10 protein-coding genes are annotated in these 14,206 nt (G+C 51.3%); 7 read left to right on the top strand and 3 right to left on the bottom strand.

Going from position 1 to position 14,206, the window contains the following annotated elements; all coding sequences use genetic code 11:
• The 3 genes from HH215_RS27030 (at position 1) to HH215_RS27040 (ending at position 2,625) form a co-directional block, all read left to right on the top strand.
• A complete protein-coding gene (locus HH215_RS27030) occupies positions 1-990 on the top strand; it encodes an ABC transporter permease (protein WP_169282704.1) in 990 nt (329 codons plus the stop codon).
• 132 nt (positions 991-1,122) lie between these two features.
• Positions 1,123-2,184 (top strand): rhamnose ABC transporter substrate-binding protein, encoded by a 1,062-nt coding sequence (gene rhaS, locus HH215_RS27035; protein WP_169282705.1) that lies wholly within the window; start codon positions 1,123-1,125, stop codon positions 2,182-2,184.
• 261 nt (positions 2,185-2,445) lie between these two features.
• Positions 2,446-2,625 carry a hypothetical protein gene (locus HH215_RS27040; protein WP_169282706.1) on the top strand — a complete coding sequence of 60 codons (180 nt, stop codon included), beginning with the start codon at positions 2,446-2,448 and terminating at the stop codon, positions 2,623-2,625.
• 55 nt (positions 2,626-2,680) lie between these two features.
• On the opposite strand, the gene HH215_RS27045 is transcribed toward HH215_RS27040, so the two are convergent.
• Together HH215_RS27045 and HH215_RS27050 are read right to left on the bottom strand one after the other, a co-directional pair.
• Positions 2,681-3,256, bottom strand: coding sequence for an Hcp family type VI secretion system effector (locus HH215_RS27045; protein WP_169282707.1), 576 nt, complete (start codon positions 3,254-3,256; stop codon positions 2,681-2,683).
• 81 nt (positions 3,257-3,337) lie between these two features.
• Positions 3,338-4,156 (bottom strand): lipoate--protein ligase family protein, encoded by an 819-nt coding sequence (locus HH215_RS27050; RefSeq protein ID WP_169282708.1) that lies wholly within the window; start codon positions 4,154-4,156, stop codon positions 3,338-3,340.
• A 221-nt stretch (positions 4,157-4,377) separates the two neighbouring features.
• Between HH215_RS27050 and HH215_RS27055 the strand changes: the two genes are divergently transcribed.
• On the top strand, positions 4,378-5,997 hold the full coding sequence (locus HH215_RS27055; RefSeq protein ID WP_169282709.1) for an alpha/beta fold hydrolase: 1,620 nt from the start codon (positions 4,378-4,380) through the stop codon (positions 5,995-5,997).
• Between the two features lie 365 nt (positions 5,998-6,362).
• On the opposite strand, the gene HH215_RS27060 is transcribed toward HH215_RS27055, so the two are convergent.
• Complete coding sequence (locus HH215_RS27060; RefSeq protein WP_169282710.1) at positions 6,363-9,092, bottom strand: alpha-mannosidase; 2,730 nt, start codon at positions 9,090-9,092, stop codon at positions 6,363-6,365.
• A 153-nt stretch (positions 9,093-9,245) separates the two neighbouring features.
• Between HH215_RS27060 and HH215_RS27065 the strand changes: the two genes are divergently transcribed.
• From HH215_RS27065 to HH215_RS27075, 3 genes are all read left to right on the top strand, one after another.
• On the top strand, positions 9,246-10,388 hold the full coding sequence (locus tag HH215_RS27065; RefSeq protein ID WP_169282711.1) for a GntR family transcriptional regulator: 1,143 nt from the start codon (positions 9,246-9,248) through the stop codon (positions 10,386-10,388).
• Positions 10,389-10,653: 265 nt separating this feature from the next.
• Entirely contained in the window at positions 10,654-12,291 is a 1,638-nt protein-coding gene (locus HH215_RS27070) for a response regulator (RefSeq protein ID WP_169282712.1), read from the top strand.
• Positions 12,284-14,056: a sensor histidine kinase gene (locus tag HH215_RS27075; protein WP_169282713.1), complete on the top strand. Its 1,773-nt coding sequence runs from the start codon at positions 12,284-12,286 to the stop codon at positions 14,054-14,056. The genes HH215_RS27070 and HH215_RS27075 overlap by 8 nt, the downstream gene beginning before the upstream one ends.
• Positions 14,057-14,206: the final 150 nt, after the last annotated feature.

A 14,206-nucleotide genomic window follows, 5' to 3' on the forward strand; every position in this document is an offset into this window, starting at 1 on the left:
ATGGAACATAGATTGATCGCGAACAAGAAGGAATTTACGCTCAAAGGCTTCTTTCTTCAATGGGAATGGCTACTCGTCCTCCTCATTGCGGCCGTCTTCATCATGAACTCTAACTTGTCGGAGTATTTCTTGGACGGCGACAACCTAAGGGACGCGACGATGGGATTTCTGGATAAAGCCTTTATCGTCCTTCCGATGGTTTTCATTATCCTGCTCGGGGACATCGATATTTCCGTCGGTTCGATCATCGCCTTGTCCTCCGTTATTATGGCGGATTTGTTTAATCACGGCGTGCCGATGGAATTGGCCATGCTGATCTGTCTCGCGGTAGGTACGATCTGCGGTTGGGTCAACGGGCTGCTGATCGTCAAATACAAGGAGCTGTCGGCGGTCATCGTGACGCTGGCTACGATGATCATCTATCGGGGGATCGCTTACATCCTGTTGGAAGATCAGGCATCGGGAAAATTTTCGAGCTGGTTCAAGTTCCTCGGCTGGGGATATGTCGGCGGCATTCCGTTTATTCTGATTGCTTTCGTATTTTTCGCCGTTATTTTCTGGATCTTGCTTCATAAGACGACTTTCGGAAGAATGCTGTACGCGATAGGCAATAACGCTACCACCGCACGGTTCTCCGGCATTCAGGTAGACAAGATCAAAGTGATCGTCTTCACCTTGGCGGGCTTAATGTCCGCGATCACGGCGCTGTTCTTGACCTCCAGGATGGGGAGTACCCGCCCGAATATCGCGACCGGATACGAGCTTGAAGTTATCGCGATGGTCGTGCTCGGCGGAGTCAGCACGGCAGGGGGCAAAGGCCGGATGATCGGAGCCATACTGGCGATCTTCCTGATTGGGTTCCTGCGATACGGGCTCGGACTCGTGAACGTATCCGCGCAAATGCTGCTTATTATCATGGGCGTGCTGCTGATCGTCTCCGTGGCGATTCCGCAGTTGAAGGATCGTTTCGCCTACTCTCGCAAGAAGTAAATAGCAACAACTTAGAAGCAACAACTTAGAAGGAATGCTCGAACCTGCGTTACAACTCGGTCTTAGGACTGTTTTGTATAGATGAATTTCATATCAACACCACAAAGAGTTAAAAAAGGGAGGAAAAAGAAAATGAAAAAGTTTTTCGGTATTTTCCTGACGGCCGTCATGTTCGTCGCCGTACTATCGGCATGCGGCAGCAACAACGCTAACAACGAGGGCGGCGCTTCCGGCAGTCCGGCCGCGAGTGGGGACTCGGGTGCCAAGAAGAAATTTGCCATCATCTACAAGAATACAGGCAATCCGTACGGCGAGAAGGAAATGGAAGGCTATAAGAACGCGATCGAAGAGCTCGGCTACGAAGCGATCCTGAGAGCTCCGGACCAACCTACGGCGGAAGCTCAAATCACGATGATCGACGAATTGATCTCCCAGAAGGTCAACGCTTTAGCGATCGTCGGCAACGATCCGGACGCGCTTCAACCGGCTTTGGAGAAAGCGATGAACGCGGGCATCAAGGTTCTGTCCTTGGATTCCGCGGTTAACGCGGAAAGCCGCATGCTGCATATCAACCAAGCGGATCCCGAGCGTATCGGCCGCACGTTGGTCGAAGGTATGGTCGAGATGATCGGCGGCTCCGGCGAAATCGCGATTCTGAGCGCGACTTCCCAAGCGACGAATCAAAACCTGTGGATCGAATGGATGAAAAAAGAATTGGAAGATCCGAAATACAAAGACGTAAAATTGGTCAAAGTCGCTTACGGCGACGATCTGCGCGACAAGAGCGTATCCGAAACCGAAGCGTTGTTGAAATCCTACCCGAACCTTAAGGGTATTATCTCCCCGACGACGGTAGGCGTGGCGGCGGCAGGTAAAGTTCTGACGGACAAAGGCTTGAAAGGCAAAGTTCAATTGACGGGTCTAGGCTTGCCGAGCGAAATGGCCGCCTATATCGAAAGCGGCGTGTGCCAATGGATGTACCTGTGGAACCCGCTTGACGTAGGTTATCTTGCAGGCCACGCTGCGGACGCATTGGTGAACGGTACGATCACCGGCGCCGTAGGCGACAAACTCACGGCAGGCAAATTGGGCGAGAAGGAAATCATCGCCGACGGCGAAGGCACGCAAATTATGCTAGGCGATCCGTTCAAATTCGATGCTTCCAACATCGCGGAATGGAAAGGCGTTTATTAAGATTCGGAATAAGGACGAAGAGACCAGCCACTCGCTGGTCTCTTTCCATTCGAGCCGGGCTTGGCCGTTATCCGAAGAACGGGACAGGATGTTTCCGATAACCCCGCTTATTCATCCGCTCTTGCAACCTCAAGTCGGATTATCGGATGTCAGGCTTCCGAATCCCGTTTTCCAACCTCGGCTTAATTCTTTACACTGAATAGAGAACAATCCCTCTTCCAGGCAGCAGGGAAAAACGACATCATTCGGAGGTAGAGAAACTTGACTCACATTGAAATGTTACGTCGTCGGAGCGAAATTCTGAAGCGCAATATCGGATCGATGATCCTGAAGGATAACAAACGGGGTTTAAGCGGGCAAGAGAATCTATTCTATCAAGACATGGTTAAAAAATGGCATCAGAACGAATTCGAGATTCATGCGATGAGCAAAAAAGAATAGTTCGAGCATAAGGCCCCGACAGACTGCGCGAAGCAGCTTGCCGGGGCCTTTGCGTTTAGGTTTTGACGTTTTGCTTGAAGTTCCAACCTCCCGTGGTCGGAGGACTCTTGCTACCGTCCGGACGGGTAGGGAAGTAGCTTAATTTAATGGCATCGAATTTCAATTGAATCGTTTCGCGCTCATTGTCGAATTCGTAGTCGGCCAAGATGATCGAGCTAAGATCGATGGAGAGCAATGGAGCGGGGGAATCGCCCCTAGTCACGATAACGAGTTGCCCGTTCTTAATATACGTTCCGGCTAACGCGGCTTGGAATAAAGGGATGGAGGAGGAGTCAACGGATTTCGCGAGCGTAAAATGATCGAGAACGGCTTTGCCGGCAGAACCTCCTCCGCCTGCCGCGGCGGAATTCGCCGAACCGTTGGAAACGCCGAATTGAACATCGGTCAACTCGATCCAGCGTTCATAGTTTCTTGCGGTAGATTCTCCAACAATGCCGTCCAATTTCAGATACACGCTATGGGTCGGCGGGAGCGGCGTTTCGGCTGTCGATACCGACGCTGCGGAAGCCGCGCCGGATACCATCATCAAGATTCCGATAACGACGAGGAGTTTCGTTCTTAATTTTCGCATGGAGGTCACCCTTAATAGAGAGATTGACTAGCCATACATCCCTATTCTCTATTAAGGTTTTTTAGAACATGCAATGGCTTCTTATCTCGGCAAAGGGTATCGAAGCCGTAGCGCCGCGCAGGCCGACTCTATCGCTTCACGATCCGGCATAACGAAGGATTGAGCCTCGCCGTTACTCGCGGCTGCCGATTGTCTACCCCGCAATTTCCTCGCGATCGCTGCCGCGAAATACTCGGCCGTTTCAAGTCCTGTGACCGCTCTCTCTTGCAAACTTGTCATCACGCCGGGGAGCACCTCCGGATAATCGCCCGGCTCCGCGCCGACGGCCGCCCGGTCGTAGAACGCTTTGACCAACTCCGCACGCGTTGCCCCCGAGCCTTCGACGATTATGAAGGCTTGAATGATCATAGCCCGGACTTGCCGGCGCTGGGCAATGCCGCAAAATTTCAGCCCGTCGACCTGCAGATCGTAATCTCCCGGACAATAGGAGCCGGCGACTTCGCCCCGTTCCACTTTGCAGCCGTATTCGGCTGCCGTATCCCGGATTAAAGCGTACATCCGCTCGAAATCATCGCGGAATCCGGAGCTTGCCGTCGCTTCGATCGGCAGGATCAAAGAAAGATTTACGACGCCGAGATCAAGCGGAACGGCCGCCCCGCCCGAATTGCGCACGAGCACGGAATACCCCTGACGTTCCAGCCAACGTACCGCATCGGCCGCCCGGGGAAGCCGACTGTCTTTCGATCCGATGACGAATGCCCGAGGGTGGTTCCATATATGCAATACGGAGGGTCCTCCGGCTCCCGTTTGCCTGCCGAGCAATTCGTCCAGGGCGAACGGGTAACCGATATCTCCGGGGGAGTTTTCCTTGATCCGATCTATAATCCGCAGTTCATTCATCCTCGAAACCCAACTTTCGCTAAGGCTGGAAGCCGATCTTCCCAGTCAGTATAACATCAATTTATTGTTTCACATCATTCTCTCGCCTCTAGCCTACTCCATTACGAGGTGAAGATCGGCAAACGTGCAAGAAGTGGTGGACAAATTCAAATCCAACCCCGATTATGGTTATAAAGAAGGAATTGGAAGCGATTTTTTTTCGCCGGAGGAGCTGGACACGGATGCAAACCATGACAGGCAAAGTTCTATTTTTAGGCGACAGCGTTACGGATGACGGGAAATTTATTTCTTTTATCCACTCCTATCTTCTGCTGAATAAGCCGGAATGCCAGGTCGAGCTCATCAATGCCGGCGTAAGCAGCGAAACGGCATCGGGCTTAAGCGAACCCTCGCATCCTTTTCCAAGACCTTGCGTACATGATCGGGTAGATCATATTCTTGCCGAGGTGATGCCGGAAATCGTAGTCGTATGCTACGGAATGAATGACGGTATTTATTACCCGCTCTCGGAAGAGAGATTTAATGCTTACAAGAACGGGATGAAGCAGTTAATAAATAAGATCCATCGACATAATAGCAAAGCGATTGTGGTTACGCCTCCGCCATTCGACGCACAATCCTATCAAGGGGAGCTAGGGCAAGCCGATGAAGAAGAATTCAGCTTTTTAAGGCCATATGCTCAATACGATGAAGTCCTGCGTACGTACAGCGAGTGGATTATGCATGAAATGGACGACTATGCCGACCAGGTCATTGATTTGCATCGCGAGCTGTCGGAAGATATTGTCCGAAGAAGACAAGATCATCCTGCTTACCAATCGGGAGACGGTATCCATCCTAACTTGAACGGCCACTGGGTTATCGCGAGATTGCTAATGAAGGAAATATTCCGCGTCAGCTTGGAACGATTCGGGGAACGGATATTGACCGACGGGTTGAAATTAATAGAATTCATAGCGGAACGCGACCGATTGACGCACAATGAGATCAAAGAAGCTTTAGGTCATACGAATCCGCACAAAGCGGAGTTATTGCCCGCAAATGAACTAGAGGCTAAGGTTGCGGATTTGAACCGGCAAATTCATCGCTATATAGGGCAACATAACCTGGTCGAGAGTGTCCAAGAATGGCACGGCTATCAGAGACATGATTATTTCTTTCAAGGATATGAAGTTATTGTCATTAAACCTCTAATCCCGTTAGATGACCGTCGATGGATTTGGAGAATGGAATTTTTCGGCGCTTTCGATGAGGCGGATCGTGAAATGGCGTCGCGAGGTTGGCATCTCGTTTATATCAGAATGTCCGACTTATACGGCGGCGCGGAGGCCGTTGAATTAATGTCGGAATTTCACGAACAGGTCGTAGCGAAGTACGAGCTGTCGGATAAGCCCGTTCTGATAGGGTTCAGCAGGGGAGGCCTTTATGCGCTCCACTATGCGGCTAAGTATGATAAGAAGGTAAGTATGATTTACATGGATGCCCCGGTTATCGATATTAGAAGCTGGCCTGGAGGCAAAGGCAGCGGTAAAGTGTCGCGGCGCGAATGGAAAGAGTGCAAGCGGGCTTTCCATCTATCGGAGCAGTCGATCGAGGAATACGAATCTATCCTTGAATCGGCGATCGCCAGGATAGCGAACGAGAACATCCCGATGATACTAGTCGCAGGGGATAGTGACGATATTGTACCCTATGATGAAAATGGTCAACGGATCGTCGATAGTTATCGGAATCGCAACGCAACATTTGAAGTCATATTGAAACCGGGCATTGGCCATCATCCGCACGGTTTGAATCCACCCGATGAAATCGTCCGGTTCATTACGGATCACGCGCGTTGATCTAATCATACGAAGAGGCTGCCCCGAAAGTGATCTTTTGGAGTAGCCTCTTCGTTGTTACTATCGATGCGTCTGGAATAAGCCGCCCAGCAGGCTTAAATTGCTAAAAAGTCGTCGATCGAATGAAATAAGCCTGCCCAGCAGGCTTATTTAGTTACTCGTATGTGCTCCAGTTAGGTATTTCCGAACTGTAGAGGGAGATTGGTTACTTTGATGTGCTCCAGCTAGGTCTCGTCCCTAGTTATATGTTTCATTTCATTCACTAGTGGTGGTCGATATAGAAAAGAAAGAAGCTACCCAAAAGTTTTGGGACAGCCCCTCCGCACGACTAGCCAAGCCGCTATAGGAATTGAAAAAGTAAGGACTTATAGACGATTTAAAAGAAGAGTCACGATCTCGCAAGGTTTCACCTGTACGCGTAATTTCCCGTCCGCCTCGGGTTGAAGAGATCGCAGCCGTTCTTCTAGTATATTGCTCGCGTACCATTCGGAAGACTCTTTAGACGGAGACAAGATCAGCTCCGTATGCTCGTTAGACAGATTGTACCAACGGACAATGAACTCGCCGTATTTTTCGCGCCCTTTTACGGTTGAAAACGCGAGATGTTTGCCGCTCCAGTCCAGCCAGCCGTGAACCGGCGGGAGAATGCCTTGTTGGATTTCCGTCTGAACGGAAGCCCAAGGGATTTGAAAGGAGTAGGCTTCCTTTGCGACTTCGCTGCGCTTAGCTTGGCCTGCGTAAGGTATAATAGCGAACTCTACCTCATGCTTGCCCAAGCATTGCGCTTCAGGCGTCGGGAAAACTCCCCAGTCTCCAAGCTCGCCTACGGATCGTAGAAGCGTAACGGCTATCGTGTTCCGTCCATCTCTAAGGATTTCGTACTCGTTCAAACCGATATTAGCAATGGCCAGTCCGCGTTCGATATCGTCCAGAGCGACGAATGCTTGTTGGTGCTGCGCGTTGCTCGGATTAAGCCATTCCGGTGCGGGTTCGTTCGGTCGTTCCGCAATCTCGAAGATCGAATCGGCATAATGGACATCGGACACGATATCCGATGGAAATAGGGCTCTTATTCGATGATCCTTTGCTTGATTATCGAATGAAGCGACAACCTTCAACGCCCTTGCTCCTTGTTCGATGGTGACGAGGGTTCGAATAACGATCGGCACTGTCCGCTGTGAACGAAGCGAGTTGCGGTCGCGTACAGGTACCATCGAAGCCATTTCACGTTGCAGCGTAGCCTCCGCCTCCGCGGGTATTTCCCACCGATGGATGATTTCCACGACAGTCACAAAAGAATTCTTGGAGAGAATCCGAACCTCTGCTTCCAAATCTTGCGTCGTCAGCGCTTGCATGCCGCCATCTTGCTTGAATATATATTCGTTGCCGATGTCGCCGACATCCTCGTATACGCAGAGATTCGAGTAGACGGCTTGGGTCTCTTTGTCCGTTAACGTCAGGCTTCCGTTGCGGTTGACGATGATCGAGTAGAACTCATTCTCGAGAGCGGCCTTACCTAACGGAGCGATATCCGGATTGGCTCGGCCTTCGCGGGAGAGTCCGGGTTCGCGGCGCCACGCATAAACGCGATAACCCAGTCCGGGAACCCGATCCGCTTTCAGCGTAATCCGCAGACGTCGCGCTATATACGGCTTTCTGAAATGTTCATCGGGCAGAGCGTAGTTGAATTTTACTCCCAGATCTTCGATTTCCGCCTCTACGATTCGCCCTTTCTCGTCGACGATGAGACCATCGCCGATCTCGACTTTATCCAATTGCTCGTAGATTTCAACGGACGAAGAATACTGCAGCGATCGTTTTTCGATTTCCAATTCCACGCTAACTGTGCCCGATCTGATTTGCCCGGCGTAGTTCATGACTAGGAAAGGGATGGCCGGATCGGAGAAGAGCGAGGTGTCCGCGTGACTGGCCATGAATTTCAGGCTGGTCTGCGCGAGGGATTCCGCCACGTGGCGGCTCTTCGCAAAACGGGTCATCATCTCGGAATGGACTTCGTCAACGCTGCAACCACAGATGCTGTCATGCGGATGATTTTGCATTAGCGTCTTCCAGGCATAAGTGAGCAGATGATCCGGATACCCTCGTCCCAAATGCGCGGCAATGGCCGCCGCAGGTTCGGCTATCTTTTCCAACAGGATTTGTCCTCGAGTATTCGCCTGCTTAATATAGACCCGCGCGGACGCGGTATTGACGAGAGTGCCCCAGCCGTCCGTTCGTTGGCTTCGCAGCTCGCCTTCGACAACCGTAAGAGGCTTGTCTATTGCTGTTTCTACGGCCGCGATATAGTCCGCGAAGGTGCTATGCTTGAAACGATAGCCGGGATAGAGCTTGCGGGCGGTCTCAAGCGCAGCGGATAGATCGGTCTGGACGGGCTGGTGATCGCAACCGTTCATGAACAGCAACTGAGGCGTCGAGGCATAACGTTCCGTATTCGCCATTCTCTCGGGCCAGTAGGAAAGGGCGTCTTCTTCTTTTACGGGAATCTCCATGCCGTTGTGATACCAATTGGCGAACAGGATTCCCAATACTTCGGAGCCATCCGGCGAACGCCAGGTCATCTCGGAGAAAGGGGACTCATAAGCCGCGGAATCGGACACGGTATTGTTGGAACCTGTCGGTTTCACGCCTCTGCCGAAAACGGCATTCCGAATGCCGGCCTGAAGAAGCAACTGAGGGGCCTGCCCCATATTGCCGAAGGAATCGGGGAAATAGCCGATCTTCGCGACGGGACCGTAAGCCTTCGCATCATGATGACCGATGAGCAGATTGCGGACATTCGCTTCGGCGCTCGTAAGGAATTCGTCTTGGAGAATATACCAGGGACCGATCACGATTCGCCCTTGTCGAATCCAGTGCGTAAGCCTCTCGCGTTGTTCCGGGCGAACTTGCAAATAATCTTCCAATATAATCGTTTGACCGTCCAGATGGAAGCTGCGAAAATCGTCGTCCTTGTCCAAAGTATCCAGTAGAACGTCCATGAGCGCGATCAAGCGCACGTGATGTTTCTCGTAGGGCATATACCATTCCCTATCCCAATGAGTATGGGAGATAATATGCGCAACGGGTTCAATCATATTTTACCCTCCGAATTCAATACAAATATACAAGTTTAGAGTATCTTGTTATACTGGATAATAGTAAATTTTAGTCGACGTGTAAACGGTTTGAAGTCACTTGGGAGAGATAAAGTTGTATATTTATTATAAATGTAGATGAGGTGATTTCTGATGGATGGTTCGACCAAACGAACGCCGCTCTATTCCCAGGTGCGCGATTACGTGCTTGATCAGATTAGAACGGGAAAGTGGAGGGAAGGACGCAGGTTGCCTTCAGAGAACCAGCTTTGCAAACAGTTCGATGTCAGCCGGATTACGATTCGAAGCGCGATGGCCAAGCTAGTAGAAGAAGGGATCGTCTACAGGGTCCAGGGAAGGGGATCTTACATAGGTAAGTACACGGGGGAGAAGGAGCCGATTAGATATGCAAGTCCGCCACGGGAAAGCGATGGACCGCTCCTTATCGCTTTGATTGTTCCGAAGCTGCGCGGTTTGCTCATGACTCGTCTGGCTGAAGGGGTTGAGGCAGGTCTCGATAGTTCGCGTTATCGGATCTTAATGCTGACCACCGACTATTCCCAATCTAGAGAAGATGAGAGGCTGAAGGAGGCCATTAAAGCGGGAGCGCAAGGAATCATCATCTATCCGTCAGACGGTCAGACCTATAACGAAGGAATGCTAAGGCTTACGCTAGACCGCTACCCGATCGTCGTCATCGATCGTTACTTGCGTGGAGTCGAGACCAACTGCGTATGCTCCGATCATTATACCGGAGCTTATGAAGCGACTGAACATCTGTTGCGGCTCGGGCATCGGCGAATCGCGTTCGTATCCCCTCCTTGTGCGGGTACGACCAGTTTGGAAGAGCGTTTGGAAGGATATCGGCAGGCTCTGAACGATTACGGCGTTATTTTCGACAAGACTCGGGTGCTTGAGCAGAAGGACTCGGAGGCTATCGAAGCGTTTCTAAACGAACAATCCGATTTGACTGCTTTATTCGCAGCGAACGAGGAGATCGGACTGGCGTCGATCAGGGCAGCCGAGAAGGGCGGGAGGTCTGTACCTGGGCAACTGTCCGTAATCTTCTTCGACGATTACGATCATTCTTCCGACGCCCGAATTCCTCCTACATGCGTAGCACAGCAAGGCGAACAAATCGGTAACGAGGCAGCGAAGAGAATTCTTTCCTTGATCGAGAACCCGCTGCAAAATAGAGCGATGATCCGCATTCCGACGAAATTGATCGTTCGCAACTCTACTTTATCCATTAGCGATCTTATCGAAGAACATGATTTCGATAATTCCCCGGCGTGAAGCTAATATCGAGGGTTCTACGGGAGAAGGGGGCGAGTTAACGAACGTGAACCGCTAACCGAGAGCTCCTGCTCAATAGGGGACAGCTTTTAATGTCGAACAGGTTGCCAATCTCATTGGCAGCCTGTTCGAATTTCAGGTATTAGGGGCGCTGGTCGTCTTTGGCGCACCTTTAATCATATTTTGACACCAGAGGTTGAAGATTTGACGCCGATGCAATATGATGCCGATATATGGAAAGTCGTTGAAGAGGGACGTGGCGGAGATGCATAAGGTACTTATTGTCGACGACGAGAAGGAAATACGCGAGGGGCTGAAGACAGTCTTCCCGTGGGCGGAGTGCGGAGTGGCTGGGGTGCATACTGCGGAAGACGGCGAAGAGGCCTTAATGCTAGTCGAACGACTCAATCCCGACGTGATCGTGACAGACATTAAGATGAATCGAATGTCTGGACTTGAACTAATTGGTAGGTTGCAAGAAACGGGGCGTTTCACGGGAAAGACGATCGTGATTAGCGGATATGACGACTTTGACCTGGTGAAGCAAGCGATGAAGCTCGGCGCGGCGGATTATATTCTGAAGCCGATCCAGATCGCTGAACTGAAGCAGGTGGTCCATCGTGCGGTTGCCGAAATTCGCGAAGAAAGGACTCTGGAACAGAATCAAAGGATGCTCGAGAATCAGCTGCGGCAAGCCGTTCCGCGTCTGAAGGAAGAGGTGCTGCGGGAATTAATCGACAGGGCGCCTGATCCGTACGGAACAACGCGGATCAAACATCGGCTGAAAACGTTGGATCTGGAATGGATGCTTGAGGATCGAATGGTTCTGATGGTGGCGGAAGTGGACGATGCGGCGGCCCTGGAACAGAACAAACGATATAAGCGGGAGAAAGAACTGATTTCGTTCGCCATCGGCAACGTGGCGGAGATGGTCGTACGTGAAGAATGCGGCTATACGGCCGAGTTGTTTCAGGATAAGGAGGAACGTTGGGTTATTGCGATCAGTCGGCGCCCTCATGTTGCACAGAGCGCTTACGCTGGGCTTGCCAAGCTACTGATCGATAAAATCAACGCCAATGTCAAAGTGAATATGACGATCGCGCTCGCTTCATCGGTCGGCGAGTGGAATCGACTGTTCGATCTGTATCGGGAAGCGATCGATACGTTAGAATTGAAAGCGCTCTACGGCGGCAATCAATTGTTGATCACGGATGAGAAGGGAAACGATTCGGTCGATTCGGAAGTTTCGCTAAGCAACATAAAAGAAGTACTGGATCTGATCAGGTATGGCTCGGAGTCGGACATCCGCGAGGCGATGAGCGCCTTCCCGGTGTTCGTGCGCACATGGTCCTTGTCGAGCTTGCGAGAAATTCAGGGACGCTTGTTCGACTGGTTGTTCGAATTGATTAAGGAAGCGTCGGCGGCGGGCTGTAAGGATCCGTGGTGGGAGGGGAACCTGCTCTCGATCTGGGATCAGATCGAGCAGTTCGATACGCTTGAGTCCCTTCAGAATCAGATGACCGCCTATTTGCTGAGGCTCGCGAGCGGCTTCGACCAACGCAAACCTTCGCAAAATTTGATTTTGACGGAAGCGGAGAAATACATACAAGCGCATTATCGGGACAATCTGACGTTGCAGGTGGTTGCTCGGCAAATATGCATCACTCCGGTGTGGCTTAGCAAACTGTTCAAAAAAGAAAAACAGGTCACGTTCCTCGAATATTTAACCCGGGTGCGGATCGAACATGCTAAGATCCGATTGGCGGATGCCCGATTCCGAATTTATCAGGTCGGTCTGGAGGTCGGGTACGGCAATCCGGAGCATTTCACCAAAACTTTCAAAAAAGCGGTAGGGTGTACGCCGAAAGAGTATCGCAATCAGCGAGGGATCGCGGATGAATAGGCTGATATTGGACAAAGGGCACTCGTTTCGCCGTAAGATTATTGTGTTAATCCTGCTGGTTCTCGTTGCGCCGTTTTTATTTATTTCTATCTATTCCTACCGCCAATCGGTCGAAGGCATATCGAATGCCAATGCTCTATTCTGGTCGGAATATATGATCCAGACGGCTCGTAACCTCGATGAACAACTCGAGAAGCTGAATGATCAGATCAACGACGTGATCGGCAACCGTCATCTGCAGGAACTGCTGCGGGAGGAAACGAAGGACAGCCAGGAGGAGAGAGCCTTTATTTCCGCGATGTCCGAACTGACCTATCAGAAGAAAAACGAAATGGGCGTGTACCGCATTCGCGTCTACCCGATCCATGCGGCAGCCTATCCGGAGTACATGAAGATGATTCGTTACGAGGAGGATGATTCCGTTCGGCGCGGATTCGAAGAAATCTCGCGGACCGGAGATCCGCGATGGCAACTAATGTGGCCCGGGCATACCAGCTCCGTGTATCCCGTCCCAATGATATCGCGAATAAAACAATTTACCGGTCTCAACGACAACAAGCCTCGGGGAATGATCGTAGCGGATTTGGAAGCCTCTTCCTTCCAACGGATGATCTCACCCCCTAAGAACTTGCAGGGACAGCAATCGGTTCTTGTGGACGAGAGCGGTATCGTTCTTTCGGATTCACGTCCAGAACGGTTAGGCAAGCCTTATCCATCCGCGGCCCTTCTTGATCTGATCGGTACGAACAGTCACGGTACGGCGACAATGTCGATCGACAATGCCCGAACGCTCGTCTCTTACGTCCATCTAAAAGATCAGCCATGGACGCTGGTCAGTACCATTCCGCTCGACACCCTGATCGGTCCGCTGGAGAAAATCGGCCATCTGACGGCGTTTCTGCTTGGGATCTATTTCATTTGCGGGGTCGGCATTGTCATTTACATCACCCTATACTTCACCAATCCGATTGTTCGGCTCGTTCGCTCTATGCGGAAGCTGGAAAAGGGCAGTTTCTTGCTGCCTTCCATGGATTCGCGGCGTCGCGATGAAATCGGTTGGCTCTATCAGGGATTCGATCAAATGGTCAAGAGAATCCAAGGGCTGGTCGAGGAAGTCTATCAGTCGGAGAAGTTGAAGAAAGAGCTGGAGTTTCAGGTGCTTAGCCATCAGATCAATCCGCACTTCTTGTACAACACGCTCGAGTCGATCCGCTGGAAAGCCGAGCAATACCGAATGCGCGACATAAGCGAGATGGTCGCGTCGCTCGGCAATCTGCTTAGGCTTAGCCTGAACGAAGGCAGAGAGTTGACGACGGTCGCACGCGAAATCGAGCAGGCGAGAGCCTATGTGGATATCGAACGTGCTCGCTTGGACAAGCCGTTCCAGGTCAAATTCATGATGGAGGAAGAAATTCTGGGCAAAGCGATGTTGCGTCTGCTGCTGCAGCCGTTGATGGAAAATGCGATTCATCATGGCATTCGCGACAATCCGGAGCGCGGGAAAATCATCGTGCTTGGGAGGAAGGTTGGCGCGGATCTGCAATTCGAATTGCACGACAACGGTAAAGGCATTCCTGCAGATGTGCTGCCCCAACTGCTATCCCCTGTACCCCATGCCGAGACGGGCAAACGCAGAGGGGTGGGGCTTCGTAACATTCATCAGCGATTGCAGCTGTACTACGGGGACGACTACGGTCTGCAGATCGATTCCGGGCTAGGGCAAGGTACGAAGATTACGATACGACATCCGATATTGCCGGAATAACAACTGAACTTAGCATTCCAGCTGCTCCTTGCTTAGACGGGGGCGGCTTTTTTTTCGTTAATGACAGCGGAGGCCAATCTGAATCCACAAAGTTTAATTTTGAGGGGTAGTGGGGGCGGGGGAAATTTTCTAGACTAATAGTAGTCAGCA

Source organism: Cohnella herbarum (assembly GCF_012849095.1).
Lineage (GTDB): Bacteria > Bacillota > Bacilli > Paenibacillales > Paenibacillaceae > Cohnella > Cohnella herbarum.